The following is a 17,901-nucleotide window of genomic DNA, read 5'->3' as shown; positions in this document are numbered from 1 at the left end:
GAAAAATCCGGCCCTCATTCTACTGGAGGGCGGCGCTTGCCTTCGTGTCTTTGGAGCGCGCGATGAGTTGGTTTACCAGTGAGCGGAAGTCAGGCCTTCCGATTTTGGAAATTACCCTGCTTTTTCTAGGCACTTGTTTCTTTATAGCCTTTGGAATGGTGGGGATCGGGCGCGACGGCGGAAATTTTGCCTTCGACATGCCCTATCTGTATGTCGCCGGAGACATGTGGGAAAAGGCGATCTCTCCGTATTCTGCGGATGTCTTCAAGGCGACGATGCACGGGATAATCGGAACCTCGGACGGCAATTACGCTTATCCGCCAAATTCGTCCTATCTTAGCATGTCCCTGTCGCTGGGCGATGTCTCAGAGGCCAGACTGTTGATCGGGACGCTGAACATCCTTTCGCTTATCCTGATGGTCAGTTTTGTCTACCTTGGCGCTCAGGCAACAGATTCGGAAAGCGACAGTAGCTATCGGCTGCAAAACGTGCTGCTGGCTGCGGCGGTCATAGTCGGCAATCCGTTTGCCGCGCATGTGTCATGGATGGGGCAGACGACGCTGATCTCGGGCGCATTTCTGCTGTGCAGCTGGTTTCTGGCGGATCAAAGGCGGGACGTTCTTGCCGGAGTTCTGCTGGCACTTGCCGGTTTCAAGCCGCAATTGGCGATCCTTGTCGCGCTTTGGTTTCTGCTGGACAGGCGTTGGGCGTTGCTAGCATCCGCGACGGTCGTGACGCTGCTGATTTCGGCCTGGCCGATGGTTTCTACCGGCATTCAGGGGTCTTGGATCGCCTGGTTGGTCGGCCTTCGGGAATATCAGGATACCGCGTTCAATGTCGCAGGATTCAAGCATCTGTTCGGAGTCCGCAGCGCCTTGGCACAGCTCGGCGTGGATATTCCGTCCCTCGCCCCGCTGGGCGTTCTGGGTGTCATCCTGCTTTATTGGCAGCGAAAGGCTTACGAGAATATCTGGTTGGTTGCGACAATACTGGGTCTGACCTTCCTGTTCGTTTACGCCCATGATTACGATATCGCGCCCGCCACGGTCCTGGCCTATCCCTTGATACGGGCCAGCCGCGGTAGACCCGCGCTGATGGGACTGGTGCTATTTCTTGCCTGCGTCCTGTTCTTTCCCCAGCGCATCTGGGAGGCGTTGGGCGTCGGCCAGTTTGCCAGATCGCGAGAACTTGCGCTCATGCTGCTTATGGGCGTGTACCTGACGCTCTGCCGTGAGCCGGGCTGGCGGCGGGGGCTCTCAGCCTCGGCTTGATCGGCAGCGTCAGTCGGCAATCGGAGTCCAGATCACCTCGTCTATTCTGGGGGCTCCGGTTGCCAGCATCACCAGCCTGTCAAAACCTAGCGCGCAGCCCGAGGCGGCTGGCATAAAGGCCAAGGCCGCCAGAAAATCCTCGTCCAGCGGATAGGTCTCGCCATAGACGCGACGCTTCTCTTCCATTTCCAACTGGAAACGCCGTCGCTGCTCGATCGGGTCGGTCAATTCACCAAAGCCGTTCGCCAGTTCAACGCCACAGGCATATAGCTCGAACCGCTCCGCCTCGCGGTCGTCATCCTTGGTACGACGGGCAAGAGCGGCTTCGGCGGAAGGATAACGGTCAAGGATCAGCGGACGTCCATGCCCCAGATGCGGCTCGACTTTTTCGACAAGGATGCGCGACAGCATATCCGACCAGCCGTCGTCGCCGCCTAGTCGGATACCCCGCGCCTGAGCCTGATCTCGCAGAGCGGGTGCATCGGTCTCGGCCCCGTCACAGGTCGCCAGCAGGTCGATCCCCGCATATTCGCGAAATGCTTCGGCGACGCTCATTACGTCGGGATCGTCGTAGGGATCGCAGGTCCGGTCCCTGAAGCGCAGGATATCCGCCCCTGCCGATTGGGCGGCCAGTCGTAGATAATTGGCGCAATCGTCAAACAGACTGCGATAGTCCTCGCCACTCCGATACCATTCGAGCATGGTAAACTCCGGACTGTGAAGGTGGGTCCGCTCGCGATTCCGCCAGACGTGGCTGAATGCGAATATGCGTTCCTCGCCCGCCGCAAGCAGCTTCTTCATCGCGAATTCGGGGCTGGTATGCAGGTACATCGGCCGCGAAACGCCATCATTGCCGATCATATCCGTCGCGAAGCCGTGCAAATGCGCCTCGTTTCCGGGGCTGACAGCAAGGGCCGCAGGATCGATCTCGATGAAGTCCCGCTGGGTCAGCCAGTCACGAATAGCCGCCTGTGTCCTGTTGCGGGCCAACAGCAGCGCCCGCCGCTCGGCATGTCGTTCCGGGTTCCACCACGGGCTGCCTTGTGGCGTTTTCATGGCAGAACTCCTTCCAAGCGGTGAAATCATGCTTGCGGCTGGCATTATGCCGCAGAAACCGCTAAGGGGACCACCATGTTTGCCGGCATCGCATAACCGGCTCCCCAGTATTTGAAAAGCACGCAAGGAACCAGCCTTGAAAGTCATCGCTTCAAGCCTTCGCAAAGGCAATGTCGTCGAAATCGAAGGACGTCTCTACGTCGTTCTGACGGCCACAAACTTCCACCCCGGCAAGGGCACGCCGACGACGCAGGTCGATCTGCGCCGCATTTCGGACGGCAACAAAGTCTCGGAGCGTTGGAAAACCACCGAGCAGGTCGAGCGCGCCCATGTCGACGAACGCGAATATGACTTCCTGTACGAGGATGGCGAAGGCTTCCACTTCATGGAGCCGGAAAGCTACGATCAGGTTGTCGTCTCTCCTGATGTCGTCGGCGATGACAGCGTCTTCCTGGAAGATGGTATCCGCGTCTTCCTGCAAGTCCATAACGGCGTCGCCATCGCGATCGAACTGCCGCAGAAGGTCGTCGTCGAAGTCACCGAGACCGAACCGGTCGTCAAAGGCCAGACCGCATCGTCCAGCTACAAGCCCGCGATTGCCCATAACGGCGTTCGCATCATGGTTCCGCCGCATATCGGCGTTGGCACCAAGGTCATCATCAACACCGCTGATCTGACCTACGTCGAGCGCGCCAAGGCCTGAATTCAGCAACGGGATTCCGATATGCAGCGTCAGGTTTCTGGCTTGTCGAACCCTGGAAACGGACCGACCCTCCATAGACATCGACGGACCGCAGTTGTTTTGCGGTCCGCCATCAGCTTGCAATCGATCGCGCCGTTGGTGCGACTATGCCGGACCCCTTGCGAATGGCCGGTCCGACCGCACCCGACAACATCATCGCCGGAATTGCGAGAACGGGCCTTCTAGGCCATTGATCCGGCACGCGGGAATGTGGTCTGCAGGTTGGGAAATCCTATCGGGGCAGCCATGGCTTCAACGCCTTCCTCACAGCACGATCACAAACTGAAACGTCCCTCCATTCCTGCAACAGTCTGGATGCTGGGGATCGTCAGTATGCTGATGGATATCTCGTCCGAGATGATAAACGCGCTGCTTCCGCTGTATCTTGCGGGCGGATTGGGGGTATCGGCGCTGGCCATCGGCTTTATCGAGGGCCTGTCGGTCGCCATCGCGACCGCCGCAAAATTCCTGTCCGGCGTGTTCACCGACCTCAGCAGGCGGGCGAAACCACTCGCGGTGCTGGGATACGGTCTGGGGGCATTGTCGCGTCTGATCTTCCCCTTGGCCGCAACCCTTGACCAGATCGTGCTGGCGAAGGCGATGGACCGTGTCGGCAAGGGCATCAGGGGAACCCCTCGCGATGCCATCGTGGCCGCCGTGAGCCCGCCCGAGATCCGAGGCGCCAGCTTCGGTCTACGCAAATCGCTTGATACGGTCGGAGGGTTTATCGGTCCGTTGGTTGCGGTCGGGGCGATGATCCTGCTGGCTGGCGATGTTCTTTCGGTCTTCTGGCTTGCCGCTATTCCTGCCGCGCTTTGCATGATCGTGCTTGTGTTTTTCGTACGCGAGCCTGCCGGAATCCGCATGATGAAGCCCAGCGACTTTCGCCTTGCCGATGCGTTCAGGCTCAATCGTGCTGTCTGGGCGGTCATCGGGCTGGCCTCGGTCATCATGCTTGCGCGTTTCAGCGAGGCTTTTCTTCTGCTCAAGGCGCTGGAGGCGGGCTTCACACCCACTTGGGTTCCGTTATCACTGATCATCCTGCATGTCGCCTACGGATTGACGGCCTTTCCCGTTGGCATGCTCTCGGACAGGATCGGAACCGCTGGCCTGCTTCTTTTCAGCCTTGCCTTCCTGACCGCGGCACATCCCACACTCGCATTCGCGGCAACGACATCGGGCTTCGTCCTTGGCACGGTGCTCTGGGGGCTGCATATGGGATTTTCGCAAGGATTGCTTGGCGCGATGATCGCGTCTGCAACGCCGGATCATCTGAAAGGCAGCGCATTCGGCGTCTTCAACCTTGTGACCGGTGTCGTCGTGTTGATCGGAAACACCTTGGCCGGATGGCTCTGGCACAGCGCCGGTTCCGGAGCCCCGTTCATTGTCGGCGCTGGCCTATCAACCATCGCGTTGGTCTTTTGTGCGGCGCGAAGATACCGGTCCAGCCCGATACCGTCCTGAACTCACACCGCTTTCGGGGCCCAATCCAGAAAGAACCCCACATCACCCGGCATCCCGTCCGGAAAATTGATGATCATGGCCTTCAGTTTGTAGCCTTTGGGCTGGAGGTTTTCCTTGAACCGCTCGTAAAATACACGCGCCTTGCCCTGTAATGTCTCGGGCCAGTCCGGATCGGCATTGTTGATGGCTCGCCCCTGATCGGTGCATAGCTTCGAGGGAAAGCTGTAGACCATCGCTTCGAACTCGCCCTTTTCGACCGCATTCATGACAAGACGGCGGATCAACTCGCGTTCCTTGTCGCTGACCTCGCCCTTGAGGAATTCTTCGGCGGCACGGCTACGTTCCTGACGTTCGGCCTCGCGCAGTTTCTCGCGGCGATCCATCTCCTCCATCTGTTTTTGCAAATGAACAAGGCGCAATTCGTCGGCACTGGGCACGGCGGGGTTCGATTCTGACGGGGTCATGTTCCTGATGCTCCTTGCGCTGGATTTGTCTGGAAATGCTGGTAGCCTTCGGGCAGGCGAATCCTCGGGAATATGCCGCAGTTGGCAGCAGTCCGACTCGGTTCGGCAGGTATTTTACAGTAAATAACGCCGCCGGTCTGGAGTGACATGCTGCAGTGCGGCTAAGATTCGGGGAAAGTCACGTCACCGGCGAAAACCGACCTGCCTTTGGTCGTCCAGATCCCTGCCTCGGTCATGGAGAACGACATGACACCTCAACCTGAAACCACAAATGCGCCCGCATCCGGAGCCGAACCCGCATGGGCCATCCCGTCTGCCGCAACAGCTTACATGATCGACGCATGGCAGCGTTCGGTCCTGTATATGGACGTGATGCGCGAACGCGCCGAACAATATCGTGAGCATATCTCGCAAGAAATTCCCCATGTTCTGGATTACAAGGCAGAACTGATCCTTGACGGTCGCACCCTCGAACGGCCGGTGAACTACCTGTTGGGGCGCATCTTGCCCGAATCCGGCATCCAGCCCGATCCGCGCAAACGACCCTTTGTCGTCATCGACCCGCGCGCGGGCCATGGCCCCGGCATCGGTGGATTCAAATCCGACAGCGAAGTCGGGGTTGCGATGAAGGCCGGTCATCCCTGTTATTTCATTGGCTTCCTGCCCGCTCCGATGCCCGGCCAGACAATCGAAGACATCGTCCATGCCGAGGCAGAATTTCTGCGTACCGTGATCGCCCGTCACCCCGAGGCCGAGGGCAAGCCATGCGTCATCGGCAATTGTCAGGCGGGCTGGTCGGTGATGATGGTCGCGGCGCTTTACCCCGATCTATTCGGGCCGATCATCCTTGCCGGAACGCCGCTGTCCTATTGGGCGGGCGTACATGGCCAATATCCGATGCGCTATTCCGGCGGATTGCTGGGCGGAAGCTGGCTGACGGCGCTGACCAGCGATCTGGCCGGCGGAGTCTTCGACGGCGCGTGGCTGGTGCAGAATTTCGAAAACCAGAATCCCGCCAACACCTATTGGACCAAGCAATATAACCTGTGGTCCAAGATCGACACCGAGGCCGCGCGTTATCTGGGCTTCGAAAAATGGTGGGGCGGCCACGTCCTTCTGAATGCCGAGGAAATGCAGTTCATCGTCGATGAGCTTTTCGTGGGAAACCGCCTGTCCTCGGGGGAAATCCGGACCAGCGACGGCGCAGCGATCGACCTGCGCAATATCCGCGCCCCGATCGTCGTGTTCTGCTCGAAAGGGGACAATATCACCCCGCCGCAACAGGCCTTGGACTGGGTGCTTGACCTATATGACAGCGTCGACGAAATCCGCGCCTTCGGTCAGACCATTGTCTATACGGTCCACGAGACGACCGGCCATCTGGGGATTTTCGTTTCGACCGGAGTGGCCCGCAAAGAGCATCAGCAGTTCGCCTCGAATATCGACATGCTCGACCTGTTGCCGCCCGGCCTTTACGAGGCGGTGCTGGAACCCAAGGGCGACGCGGTTCTGAACCCTGAACTCGTCACCGGCGAATGGGTGATGCGCTGCGAAGCGCGCACGCTGGACGATATCCGCGCCCTTGGCGGCAACGATGCGCAGGACGAACGTCGCTTTGACGCCGCCGCGCGGCTGTCGGAACTGAACCTCGCGATGTATCGCACCTTTGCCCAACCCTTCGTGCGGGCGATGGTGCCGACCGGCATGCCCGCGATCATGCAGCATTTTCATCCGTTGCGACTGCAATACGAGATGCTGGGCACATGGAACCCGTTGACCGGCTGGACCAAGGCCATGGCCGAGCGCGCGCGCACGAAACGCCAACCCGTTTCGGCTGCGAACCCTTTTCTTGCGCTGCAGGAACAGGTATCGAACCAGATCATCGCGGGCTTCGAGACGCTGCGCCAAACCAATGAACGCTGGGCCGAAGAGACATTTCTGAACTTCTATGGCCGCGAGTTGCTGCAATCGGCGCTCGGCGTGGACCAAAGCGACCGCCCCAAGCGCAAGGCCGCGAAAAGTCCGATGCATGATCATAACGTCAAGCTGCGCATCGCTGAATTGCGGGGCATGATGGCGCGCGGCGGAATGCGCGAAGCCCTTGCACGGTCGCTGTTCTACGCCGGAGCACCTCGCGGCGGCGTCGACGAGCGCAGCTTCGAGGCAGTGCGCCGCTTCTGCCGCGCGAACCCCGATCTGGGCAAACAAAACTTCGACGATTTCCGCAAGATGCTGCGCGACCAGTTCTTCATGCTGCTGATCGACGAGGATGCCGCGATGACCGCCTTGCCGAAACTTCTGCCGGAAGACGAGGCAGAGCGTCGGGCAGGCATCGACATGCTGAACACCGTCCTGTCGGCAGCGGCCGAACCGGATGGTGAGGTCGCCGTCCGCTTGCGCCATCTGGAAGAACTGTTCGGCGTGGCGGATTCCCCCCTACCACCCGCGAAACCTGCCGTCCGCCAACCGGATGCCAAACCAGCAACGACCAAGCCAAGGACCAGACGCGCGCCGCGCAGCAAGCCCAAGCCGGAGACCCCGGCATGAAGGCAGCGCTCCGGCCCGAGGCCGCCGCCGAAATGATCCCCGAGAATGCAGTTCTGCTGGTGGGCGGATTCATGGGCACAGGCTCTCCGCACCGGTTGATCGAGGCGATCCGCTTGCGGGGAACGCGGGGGCTGACCGTGATCTGCAACGATCTTTGCACCCCCGAAAAAGGCGTCGGCAAACTGGTCGCCTCGGGTCAGGTCAGTCGGGCCATCGTCTCGCATATCGGACTGAACCCTTTGGCGCAGAAAAAGATGATCGCCGGAGACATGGAGATAGAACTGGTCCCGCAGGGCACCTTGGTCGAGCGCATCCGTGCCGCAGGCTATGGCTTGGGTGGCGTATTGACGGCGACGGGCCTTGGCACCCCAGTCGAGGATGGCAAGCAGATCGTGGAGGTCGATGGCAAACGTTTCCTGCTGGAACGCCCGATCCACGGGGATTTCGCGCTGCTGGCCTGCCATCACGCCGATTACGCGGGCAATCTTGGCTATCTGCTGACCGCGCACAATTTCAACCCGATCATGGCACTTGCCGCGACCACCGTCATCGCCGAGGCCGAGCACATCGTCCCCGTCGGCATGATCCCTCCCGATGCGGTCAAGACTCCGGGTGTGCTGGTCGATCATCTGCTGGGGACCGGTCCATGCTAGATGCCAAGGAAATCATCGCCCGCCGCGTCGCCCGCGAGATCCGGCCGGGTACACTGGTCAATCTGGGCATCGGCCTTCCAAGTTTTGTCGCGAACCATGTCCCCGAAGAAATCGGCGTGTTCTTTCAGGCCGAAAACGGCGTCATCGGCCTTGGAGCCCGCCCCCCCGAGGGCATGGCCGAGCCCAGCCTGACCGATGCTGGCGGCGGCTTTGTCACCGCCGTACCGGGCGCAGCCTCGATCGACAGCGCGATGAGCTTTGGCCTGATCCGCGGCGGTCATCTGGACATGACCGTGCTGGGCGGGTTGCAGGTCGATGAAAAGGGGCATCTGGCGAATTGGATGGTTCCGGGCAAGATGGTTCCCGGCATGGGCGGCGCGATGGATCTGGTCGCGGGGGCGCGCAGCGTCGTCGTGGCGATGCTGCATACCGCCAAGGGCGAACCGAAGATCCTGCCCGAATGCACCCTTCCGCTGACAGCCGAGCGCCGCGTCGATCTGATCGTCACCGAATTGGCAGTAATCCGTCCGACCGACGCCGGACTTGAACTGCTGGAGCGCGGACCTGAGGTCAGCGTCGAACAGATCCTTGCCGCGACCGCAGCCCGCCTGATCGTCAAGGATGACATCCCCGAGATGCAACTGGATTGACCAAAAACTGAGGAGAGTTTCGTGAGCACGCCTGATGCGAAGACGCCCTCGAAATACGACCTGTTGATCGCGCGGGCGCGCGAGACCCGCGATGTGGTGACTGTCGTCGCCCATCCCTGTGACGAATCCTCGCTGCGTGGTCCTGTCGATGCCGGACACGAGGGGCTGATCACTCCGCTTCTGGTCGGACCCGAGGGGAAAATCCGCGCGGTTGCCACAGATCACGGCATCGACCTGACCGGAATCCAGATCGTAGATGCCCCCCATAGCCACGCCGCAGCCGCCAAGGCCGTGGCCCTGATCCGCGAGGGCAAGGGCGAAGTCCTGATGAAAGGCAGCCTGCATACCGACGAGTTCATGCGCGAGATCACCGCCTCGGCCACCGGCCTGCGCACGGACCGCCGCATCAGCCACGTCTTTGTGATGGACGTTCCCGGTCATGAGGACACGCTTTTCATCACCGATGCCGCGATCAACATCTTTCCCGACCTCGAAACCAAGCGCGACATCGTCCAGAACGCGATAGACTTGCTGCATTCACTGGGGATCGCGGAACCGCGCGTCGCGATCCTGTCGGCTGTCGAAACGGTGACCGGCAAGATCCCCTCGACCATCGAGGCCGCCGCCCTGTGCAAGATGGCCGAGCGCGGCCAGATCACCGGCGGATTGCTGGAAGGGCCGCTGGCCTTCGACAATGCCATCGACCCCGAGGCCGCGCGGATCAAGGGCATAGGCGGGCCGGTTGCGGGTCGGGCGCAGGTGCTGGTCGTTCCGGATCTTGAGGCCGGAAACATGCTGGCCAAGAATCTCAGCTTCCTGTCCCATGCCGATGCCGCGGGGGTGGTGCTGGGTGCGCGGGTTCCGATTGTGCTGACATCTAGGGCGGATTCGGTGCGGACGCGGCTGGCGTCCTGTGCGGTCGCCGCGCTGGATGCCGAGGCCCGCCGGACAGCCAGCCCAAAGGTTGCAGCCGAATGACCGGCGCAATCCTTGTCGTCAATGCTGGTTCCTCGAGCCTGAAATTTCAGGTCTTCTCGATTGAAGCTGCAGAGCTGGTCCGGCAGATCCGCGGCCAGATGGACGGGATCGGCGTGCGCCCGCATCTGCGCGCCTTTGCCAGCGATGGTGCCAGCATCATCGACCGCGCCTATTCCGCCAAGGAAATCCTCGACCTGCCTGCCGCCATTGCCGTGACACGGGACTGGCTGCGCGAACTCGAAGGGCTGGAATTGCTGGCGACGGGTCATCGTGTCGTGCATGGCGGGCCGGATTTCGCCGCGCCTGTGCTGATCACCGACGATATTCTTGATCGTCTTGAGGAATATCAGGACCTTGCGCCGCTGCACCAGCCCAACAACCTCGCTCCGATCCGGCTGGCGATGCAGATCAGACGCGACGTACCACAGGTGGCCTGTTTCGACACCGCGTTTCATCGTGGCCATCCCTTGGTGGCCGATCAATACGCTATCCCGCGTGCCTATTACGACGAAGGGGTGCGCCGCTATGGTTTCCACGGGCTGTCCTACGAATATATTGCCGAACGCCTGCGCGATATCGCGCCCGAGCAGGCGCAAGGGCGGGTGATCGTCGCCCATCTGGGCAGCGGGGCCTCGATGTGCGCGATGAACGCGGGACGCAGCGTGGAAAGCACGATGGGCTTCACCGCGTTGGACGGCTTGCCGATGGGAACGCGACCGGGGCAGGTCGATCCGGGCGTGGTGCTGTACCTGATCTCGCAGCGGGGCATGAGCGCGGATGAAGTCACCGACCTGTTCTATCGCGGGTCGGGCTTGAAGGGGCTTTCGGGGATTTCCAGCGACATGCGGGAAATTCTGGCCAGTGACGCCCCCGAGGCCGCCTTTGCCATCGACCATTTCGTCTATCGCTGCGGATTGAACGCGGGGATGTTGGCAGCGGCGCTTGGCGGGTTGGACGCATTCGTCTTCACGGCGGGTATCGGCGAAAACTCGGCCCAGATCCGCGCCCGTATCGTCTCGACCCTTGGCTGGCTGGGGGCCGAACTGGACGTAAAGGCAAACGAGGCGGGCGAGGCGGTGATCTCGACCCCTGAAAGCCGGATCGCGATCCATGTCATCCCTACCGACGAGGAACTGATGATCGCACGCCATACACTTGCCCTGATCGGCCCCAAACCCGGAGTCACGACATGACGCTGCCACTTGCCCAGGCTAAGCTTCTTGCAGGCAAGAAGGGCCTGATCGTTGGTATCGCCAATGACCAATCGATCGCATGGGGTTGCGCCCGCGCCTTTCACGCCTTGGGGGCCGAGGTCGCCGTGACCTATCTGAACGACAAGGCGAAACGCTTCGTCGAACCTTTGGCGCAGGAAATCGAGGCTCCGATCTTTCTGCCGCTGGACATGCTGGTTCCCGATCAGGTCGAAGCGGTTTTTGAAGAAATCACCGCGAAATGGGGTGAATTGGATTACCTGATCCACTCAATCGCCTTCGCCCCGCGCGACACGCTGGCAGGGCGTGTCACAGACGCACCGCTCGACGGGTTCCTGAAAACGATGGAGGTGTCGTGCTGGTCCTTCATGCGCATGGCGCATCTGGCCGAGCCCCTGATGAAAAAGGGCGGGGCGATGTTCACCATGACCTATTACGGCGCGGAAATGGTGGTCGAGAACTACAACATCATGGGTGTCGCCAAGGCCGCGCTGGAATCCGCCGTGCGCTATATGGCAGCCGAGCTTGGTCCCAAGGGCATTCGCGTCCACGCGATCTCGCCCGGCCCGTTGGCCACCCGCGCCGCTTCGGGCATTCCGGAATTCGACGAATTGTTGGTCAAGGCCGAACGCAAAGCCCCTGCCCGCGAGCTTGTCGGGATCGACGATGTCGGCGCGGCGGTAGCGTTTCTTGCCCATGACGCGGCGCGGCTGATCACCGGCCAAACCATCTATATCGACGGCGGCTACCACATCGTCGATTGACCGGCGTCAGTTCAGCGCTTGATATCGAAAGCCTGTCCGGCAGCACGCAATTCTTCGAGCGTCTTGTCGCGACAGGTTCCGGCGCGGTCGCCGTCAAGATGTTCGGCCACGCCGGAAAGTCTGATCACACCCACCTGACGATCCGGCGTCATATAGATCGCCTTACCATCGGCCTCGAGTTGCGAGAAATAATAGGCGCTTGTGATCTGCTCGTATTCGCAGAAAATCACCACAGGGAAATCAAGGAAAGTCGGACCGGCCTGAACCTGCTGCGCACTCAGGAGATAACCCGTCGTGCAGGTCAGGGCAGAAATCAAAGCGGCAACGCGCGTGCCGTGAATCATGAGGAACAATTTCTTCTCCTTCGATGACAGGCTGACGGTTTCTCGTGGTCAAAAGATCATGCGGCATGGGGGACGATTCGCCGCCAGAACAGATCTGGTCGCGCCGCAAAGACTACCGCAGATCGGGCCGTTCACTTATCGGATTTTGGTGCTTTCGAAGCGCGGACTAGCAATTTGTTGTAGCGCAGAAAAATAGTGGCGGGCGCGATCTCCCGTCTTCTCAACTGGCATTGTCGGGCGTAGAATTTGACGTGCGCTCTTGGCTTTTGCGCATTCGCTTCAGGGAGGGGGGAATGTCTCTAACCGAGTTGAGGGGATGGGGCCTGTTTGGACGCTATCGTCCGGGCCGCAGCCTTTGGGCGGTGCTTTTGCTTTCAGCGACAGCGATGCCAAGTCTTGCCCAAGATACCCTGCCCTGCGGCAGTCCCCACGTTGTTTCAAGTGGCGAGACCCTAAGCAGGCTTGCCGCCCGCGCTTACGGCGATCCGAACCAATATGGTTTGATTCTGGATGCGAACCGCGATGCATTGGGGGGCAGGCCAGAAAATCTTGCGGTCGGCATGACCCTGAACATTCCCTGTGCCACTGGATCACAAGGCGCCACGCCCTCGCCCGCGATGCAGGCCGCCATCTCGGCCGAAGGGACGTTGTCGGCGGACGAACTCGACACTCTTTTCGGACCGGTGGCACTGTTTCCAGACACGCTGCTGACCCCGACCCTTGTGGCTACGACATTTCCCTTGGATGTCGCCAAAGCCGGAAATTTTGTCGAGGACAACGCGGACGCCTCCGACAAGGAACGCGCGAAGCTGGCCTCGGCCGAACCATGGGATGATAGCGTGCGCGAACTGGCGGCTGGATTTCCCGCTGTCGTTACCCGCATGAGCGACAATATGGACTGGACCGAACAGGCAGGCGAAGCGGTCGTCGGCCAGACTGATGACGTGCTGGCCTCGATCCAGCGGTTGCGCGGCAAGGCCGAAAAGATGGGCTATCTGGCCGACAGTCCGGTCCAGAAGGTCGAGACGGTCAATGACAAGATCCAGATCGCTCCGGCTGATCCGGGTGTCGTCTACGTTCCGACCTATGACAGCAATGTGGTCTATTCGACCCCGATGCCGGTATCGAGCACGCCGAATTATCACTACGGTTACAATTACGGATACGACGACGGCACGGATTGGGATGATATCCTGCTGACGGGCGGCGTTTTGCTGGGCAGCGCCGTTGTCCTTGACGAAATCTTCGACGATGACGACTGGCACGGTTGGGATGTCGATGACGATATCGACTGGGATCGTGGCGATATCACCATCAACCGCGGTGATCGCAACATAGATCGGGGCGACATCAACATTGACCGCGATAGGGTGAATATCGACGGCAACCGGATCGGCGGCGGCGAGCGCGTCAGCATCGGCGCGGGCAACCGTCCCCAGATTGATCGCGACAACGCGCGCCAAGCGATTGGCGAACGGGCAGGAAATCGTCCCAACAGCCGGCCCATCGCCGATACCGCAAGTCGCGATGCCGCAAAGAAAAAGATCGAGGCACGCAAATCCTCGGGGGCGAAACCGGCGAACCTGAAAACCGCCAAGAAGAATGTCGGCCAATCAGCCGCACGCAAACAGCCCACGCGGCAGGCCAAACCCGCTGCCAACCGGCCAAATGCAGGAGCGCGCCCCTCGGGGCAACGCGCAGCGCCACGGGCCAATGTCTCACGTCCGGCAACCCATAAGCGGCCACAGGCCCATGCGCCCAGCCGCTCGAACAGCGCATTCCAACGGTCCTCGGGTCCACGCCCCTCGGCGGCCAGTCATCGGGGCCGCAGCAGCATGGGTTCTCGCGGAGGCCGCGGCGGCGGTCGAGGAGGAAGAAGATGAAAACGCTTGTTTCCAGCGTGGTTTTGATGTTGGCGTCGGTCCCGTTCGCCACGGCTGCCCCGCAGATGTTCCAGACGCCCGATGCCGCCGTCGAAGCCCTTGTCACGGCACTAGAGTTCAAGGATAAGGCCACGGTTCTGGCTATATTCGGTCCCGAGAACGAGGATGTCATCTCGACCGGCGATGCAGCGGAAGACCGCGAGCTTTGGGGCAAGCTGCTGGACGATATGCATGTCATCCATCGGCTGGAACCTGCGGATGAAGGGCGGATGACGCTTTTGGCCGGACGCGAGATGTGGCCATTTCCTGCCGATCTGGTCAAAAGCGATGCCGGTTGGAGCTTCGACGCCGACAGCGCCCGTGACGAGGTTCTGGCCCGTCGCATCGGGCGCAACGAGCTTGAGGTGATCGCCCTGCTGCGCCGCGCCACCGAGGTACAAGCGCGCTACCGCCAGACCGATTATGACGGCGACGGCGTGATGGAGTTTGCGGCGTCGATCCTGTCATCTCCGGGTCAACATGACGGGCTGTTCTGGATGGACGACCCCGATACCCCGCCCAGTCCCTTTGACGAAAACCTCGCCCGCGCCAATTTCACTGGCTTTAGCAGCGACGGTCAGGACCGCGAACCCGAACCCTACGAGGGCTACTATTTCCGCATCTTGCAGGGGCAGGATGCCGCCGCGCCCGGTGGAGCCTATAGCTATATGGTCAACGGCAACATGGTTGCTGGCCATGCGGTCGTCGCCTATCCCGCCGCCTATGGCGATTCCGGCATCATGAGCTTCATGGTGGGCGAGGCGGGGATCGTCTATCAGGCGGATCTTGGCGAAGACACGCTGGAAAAGGCGGCTGCGATAGAATTATTCAATCCGACCGAAGAATGGAAAGTGGTCGAATAGGGACATCGCGAACCACCTGATCGGCCATTTGAAACCGCTGTCATTGGTTCAAGCGCCAGCGATTACCTTGTCCTCGCAGCACAGCCTGAATACCGCACTCAGAACGCCGCCCCCGAACGGGTGGCGGCGTCTGATTGCTTGACAGGAAAATTCAGAACTTCCACCTCGCGCCCAAAAGCAAGGCGCTGATGTCCTGATAATCGGCACCGGTATCGTCGTCGAATTCGTATTCGCGATAACCCAGATAGGCTTCGACATTATAATCATCGAAGCCTTGTACCGCCTGAATGCCCCAGGACTTCGAATCCGAGCCCGAGATCACGTAGTCATTACCTTCGAAGTAGTCGATCGAAACAGCCGTGCTGCCTTGGTCGATCACGTCACCGGTCCAGCCGAACTTGAAGTAGCCATAATTACCGCTGTCATCCTGACCATCCCCCATGGCGAGGGTCGCGTTCAGTCCGGTCGGGCGGTGCACAACCGAGGTCGAGGCGATCAGCTGTTCGGTATCGCCATCGTCATCCGCATCCTTCCATGCGTAGCCCAAACCCGCATCGGCCTTGAAGGTGTCGTTTTCATAACCGTAGCGCAGCGCGACGTCGTAGTAATTGGCGTCGTCATCCTCGGCCAATATCTCTTCGCCATAAGCCGCCGAGAACATGAACCCGTTGAACTTCGGCGTGTCGTAGCGCAGGCGGAAGCGTCGCCCGCCGTCGAAATCCTTGAAGACATCACCAATCGCAATGCCCGACAGCAGTTCACCATCGCGGAATTCGTAGCCACCGGCCATGTCGGGCAAGTTGACGTAACCGGCAAGACTGGTGCCGGAATTGTCGATCTCGGCCACGCCATCGGTCGCCATGCTGCCCTGACCGAACCAGAACGAACCAAATCCGGCGATATAGACGGCTTCGAATTTCCGCAGATCCGTCCTTTGCCAATCGACCCAATCGGGATCGTCGATCTGGTTGGTATCCGAGGTCGTCTTGAAGCCCAACCCCGTCTCGAAGTTCAGCCTCAACTGGTTCTCGCCCATCGGCACATCGACCCAGAAACCCAGACGGCTGACCGAGTTTCCGTTATCGACGAAATCATCAAAGGACTCTTCGCCGTCATCGACCCGCTGATAGGTCAGGTTGACCTGACCATAGAATGTGGCGGTCGCCCCCGAGGGATGGGTGAAGGTCAGGTCCTCGGACCATGCAGGGATCGCAGCAAGGCAGAGGCCGGGCGCGATGATGAACAGACTTGTCTTCATGTTGCTTTCTCCTGTTCTGCTTCAGTGGCCTTTCAGGACAAGCGTCTGGATCGGTAGCAGCAAGGCCTGAATGCGCAGGATCAGCGCATGGACCAGGCCCACGGCATCGACCGCATGGAGGGCAAAGCGTTTCAAGGTTCCAAGGCTTTCATCCTCCAGCCTGTCATGATTGCTGGTGTAGGCATTGGCAATGCAACTCGCACCCTGCGGGAGCCCGTCAAGCGCGCCCTCGTAGAGCGGTTCCATGATGACCGTGATCGAACCGCCAGGCGAGAGATTTTGCACGTCGATCAGTTGATCGCTGGCCCGCACCTGCCCGCCCGCGATCACGTCCTGCACCTCGGTCACGACCATGGGGATGATTTGCCACGGTTTCGCGGCGCAGGTGACCTCGCCGATCATACCCGGTTTCATCACCTGAGTTTCGATCTGGCCAAATCCGGCGACCAGACCCGTCACACGCCGCTCAGGCACAAGGATACCCGCCGGACGCAGCATCGGGTTCACCACGTCACCCGCACGCAACCCGAATTGCTGCACGATCCCGTCGGTCCCCGCAACGACAAGGGTCTTGTCCAACTCGACCTGCGCCTGATGCAGCGCGGCTTCGGCGCTGGCCTTGCGGGCGGGCAGCTGGTGTTCGACCTGCGCCACCAGCGCGTCGCGGGCCGCAATAGCTGCATCGACCTGACCTTGCTGGGTTGCGACCTGCACTTCGGCGCGTTCGACATCCCGCCGCGCGATGGCGGTCGAGTTCTGCCGCAGCAGCGCGTTGCGGGTTTCGTATTCATCCTGCGCCTGCGCCAACATACCTTGGGCCTGCGCGATGCGTCCCTCGGCCTCGCGGACCTGAATTGTCGCGACTTTCAATTCGGCCTCGATCTCGGCCAGTTTGCGGCGGGCGATTTCGACGGCCGCCTTCTGCTCGAAATCTTCTAGCCGGAACAGCGGATCGCCCTGTTTCACCTTCTGGTTGATGTCGACAAAGGTTTCAGCCACGCGCCCGTTCGTCTGCGGCAGGATGGTAACGGTGCGAAACACCGAGGTCGCGGCTTTGGTCGAAGGGTGGAAATAGAAAATCGCGGTGATCAGGCTGATCGTCAGCAAGAGGCACATCACGATGCCCCAACGCAGTTCGTACCAGACGGTGAACAGCGTGATCTCGCGCCCAAGCCGTTTGCCCTGCGCGAAGCGACGGTAAAGGAAGTCGGGCAGGACAGTGATCGAGGAACAAAGCAGCAGCTCAAGCATGACCTGCCCCCTTATCCTCGTCGGCAGTCTCGGACGCAGGTTCAACGGGCGGCTGAGACGGCGAAATGCCCGCCATGCGACCCAGCGAATGCGCCATCGAGGTCAGCGGCGTGGTAAAATCCGGAATTGGTATGATCGCAATCAGCAGACCCGCGATCCAGAACGCATGGTTATGGGTGAACAGCGAGATAAGCGCGAGTACGGCGACCAGTTCAAGCTGGATCTTCTGACCGCGATGGGCCATTTGCTCGGGCAGCGCGTGCAGTTTGAAATAGAAAACACCGACGCCGACGACCGCGACCAACAGAAAGATCCCCGTCGCGATCATCAGCCAGTCGGTCTGCCCCGGAAGCGTGACGAAGGGCGGCAAATGGGCCACCGCTTCGGGGTGGAGCAACGTCTCACCATGCGTTTCAGTCGTCAAATCGCCTCTCCGTTCTTGTTCCGGCACGCTTTGCGGCCA

General features: G+C 60.6%; 17 protein-coding genes. 11 read left to right on the top strand and 6 right to left on the bottom strand.

Annotated features, from left to right (window positions below):
- The first annotated feature begins 155 nt into the window (after positions 1 to 155).
- Positions 156 to 1,271, top strand: coding sequence for a glycosyltransferase family 87 protein (locus tag GL286_RS04735; RefSeq protein ID WP_170295036.1), 1,116 nt, complete (start codon positions 156 to 158; stop codon positions 1,269 to 1,271).
- A 9-nt stretch (positions 1,272 to 1,280) separates the two neighbouring features.
- On the opposite strand, the gene epmA is transcribed toward GL286_RS04735, so the two are convergent.
- Positions 1,281 to 2,327, bottom strand: coding sequence for an EF-P lysine aminoacylase EpmA (gene epmA / locus GL286_RS04730; RefSeq protein ID WP_155094353.1), 1,047 nt, complete (start codon positions 2,325 to 2,327; stop codon positions 1,281 to 1,283).
- Between the two features lie 136 nt (positions 2,328 to 2,463).
- Between epmA and efp the strand changes: the two genes are divergently transcribed.
- Positions 2,464 to 3,030 (top strand): elongation factor P, encoded by a 567-nt coding sequence (gene efp / locus GL286_RS04725; protein WP_155094352.1) that lies wholly within the window; start codon positions 2,464 to 2,466, stop codon positions 3,028 to 3,030.
- Between the two features lie 285 nt (positions 3,031 to 3,315).
- Entirely contained in the window at positions 3,316 to 4,533 is a 1,218-nt protein-coding gene (locus GL286_RS04720; RefSeq protein ID WP_155094351.1) for an MFS transporter, read from the top strand.
- A 2-nt stretch (positions 4,534 to 4,535) separates the two neighbouring features.
- Here GL286_RS04720 and GL286_RS04715 read toward each other — a convergent pair whose 3' ends face one another.
- On the bottom strand, positions 4,536 to 4,997 hold the full coding sequence (locus tag GL286_RS04715; RefSeq protein ID WP_155094350.1) for a histidine kinase: 462 nt from the start codon (positions 4,995 to 4,997) through the stop codon (positions 4,536 to 4,538).
- A gap of 246 nt (positions 4,998 to 5,243) precedes the next feature.
- On the opposite strand from GL286_RS04715, the gene GL286_RS04710 reads away from it, so the two are divergent.
- Genes GL286_RS04710 through fabI form a run of 6 tightly spaced genes read left to right on the top strand, consistent with a single transcriptional unit; the run spans position 5,244 to position 11,800 of the window.
- Positions 5,244 to 7,544 carry a DUF3141 domain-containing protein gene (locus GL286_RS04710; protein ID WP_155094349.1) on the top strand — a complete coding sequence of 767 codons (2,301 nt, stop codon included), beginning with the start codon at positions 5,244 to 5,246 and terminating at the stop codon, positions 7,542 to 7,544.
- Positions 7,541 to 8,197 (top strand): CoA transferase subunit A, encoded by a 657-nt coding sequence (locus tag GL286_RS04705; protein ID WP_155094348.1) that lies wholly within the window; start codon positions 7,541 to 7,543, stop codon positions 8,195 to 8,197. Before GL286_RS04710 ends, GL286_RS04705 begins: the two co-directional genes overlap by 4 nt.
- Positions 8,191 to 8,847, top strand: coding sequence for a 3-oxoacid CoA-transferase subunit B (locus GL286_RS04700; RefSeq protein ID WP_155094347.1), 657 nt, complete (start codon positions 8,191 to 8,193; stop codon positions 8,845 to 8,847). The genes GL286_RS04705 and GL286_RS04700 overlap by 7 nt, the downstream gene beginning before the upstream one ends.
- Positions 8,848 to 8,868: 21 nt before the next feature.
- Complete coding sequence (locus GL286_RS04695; RefSeq protein ID WP_170295035.1) at positions 8,869 to 9,825, top strand: phosphate acetyltransferase; 957 nt, start codon at positions 8,869 to 8,871, stop codon at positions 9,823 to 9,825.
- Positions 9,822 to 11,018, top strand: a complete 1,197-nt coding sequence (locus GL286_RS04690) for an acetate/propionate family kinase (RefSeq protein ID WP_155094346.1) — start codon at positions 9,822 to 9,824, stop codon at positions 11,016 to 11,018. The genes GL286_RS04695 and GL286_RS04690 overlap by 4 nt, the downstream gene beginning before the upstream one ends.
- Complete coding sequence (gene fabI / locus GL286_RS04685) at positions 11,015 to 11,800, top strand: enoyl-ACP reductase FabI (RefSeq protein ID WP_155094345.1); 786 nt, start codon at positions 11,015 to 11,017, stop codon at positions 11,798 to 11,800. The genes GL286_RS04690 and fabI overlap by 4 nt, the downstream gene beginning before the upstream one ends.
- Positions 11,801 to 11,811: 11 nt before the next feature.
- On the opposite strand, the gene GL286_RS04680 is transcribed toward fabI, so the two are convergent.
- A complete protein-coding gene (locus GL286_RS04680) occupies positions 11,812 to 12,153 on the bottom strand; it encodes a hypothetical protein (RefSeq protein WP_155094344.1) in 342 nt (113 codons plus the stop codon).
- Positions 12,154 to 12,437: 284 nt separating this feature from the next.
- Here GL286_RS04680 and GL286_RS04675 point away from each other — a divergent pair, with 284 nt between their 5' ends.
- Both GL286_RS04675 and GL286_RS04670 read left to right on the top strand, forming a co-directional pair.
- Positions 12,438 to 14,027 carry a DUF3300 domain-containing protein gene (locus GL286_RS04675; protein ID WP_155094343.1) on the top strand — a complete coding sequence of 530 codons (1,590 nt, stop codon included), beginning with the start codon at positions 12,438 to 12,440 and terminating at the stop codon, positions 14,025 to 14,027.
- Complete coding sequence (locus tag GL286_RS04670; RefSeq protein ID WP_155094342.1) at positions 14,024 to 14,929, top strand: DUF2950 domain-containing protein; 906 nt, start codon at positions 14,024 to 14,026, stop codon at positions 14,927 to 14,929. Before GL286_RS04675 ends, GL286_RS04670 begins: the two co-directional genes overlap by 4 nt.
- A gap of 151 nt (positions 14,930 to 15,080) precedes the next feature.
- On the opposite strand, the gene GL286_RS04665 is transcribed toward GL286_RS04670, so the two are convergent.
- The 3 genes from GL286_RS04665 to GL286_RS04655 are packed head-to-tail and all read right to left on the bottom strand — an operon-like array spanning position 15,081 to position 17,862.
- On the bottom strand, positions 15,081 to 16,187 hold the full coding sequence (locus GL286_RS04665; RefSeq protein ID WP_155094341.1) for a porin family protein: 1,107 nt from the start codon (positions 16,185 to 16,187) through the stop codon (positions 15,081 to 15,083).
- A 21-nt stretch (positions 16,188 to 16,208) separates the two neighbouring features.
- Complete coding sequence (locus GL286_RS04660) at positions 16,209 to 17,438, bottom strand: HlyD family secretion protein (protein ID WP_155094340.1); 1,230 nt, start codon at positions 17,436 to 17,438, stop codon at positions 16,209 to 16,211.
- Positions 17,431 to 17,862 carry a hypothetical protein gene (locus GL286_RS04655; protein ID WP_211596185.1) on the bottom strand — a complete coding sequence of 144 codons (432 nt, stop codon included), beginning with the start codon at positions 17,860 to 17,862 and terminating at the stop codon, positions 17,431 to 17,433. The genes GL286_RS04660 and GL286_RS04655 overlap by 8 nt, the downstream gene beginning before the upstream one ends.
- Between the last annotated feature and the right edge of the window lie 39 nt (positions 17,863 to 17,901).

It is taken from the genome of Paracoccus aestuariivivens, from assembly GCF_009711225.1.
Classification (GTDB): domain Bacteria; phylum Pseudomonadota; class Alphaproteobacteria; order Rhodobacterales; family Rhodobacteraceae; genus Paracoccus; species Paracoccus aestuariivivens.
The sequence above is the reverse complement of the archived record's forward strand: the minus strand, read 5'-3'. Positions and strand labels throughout refer to the sequence as shown.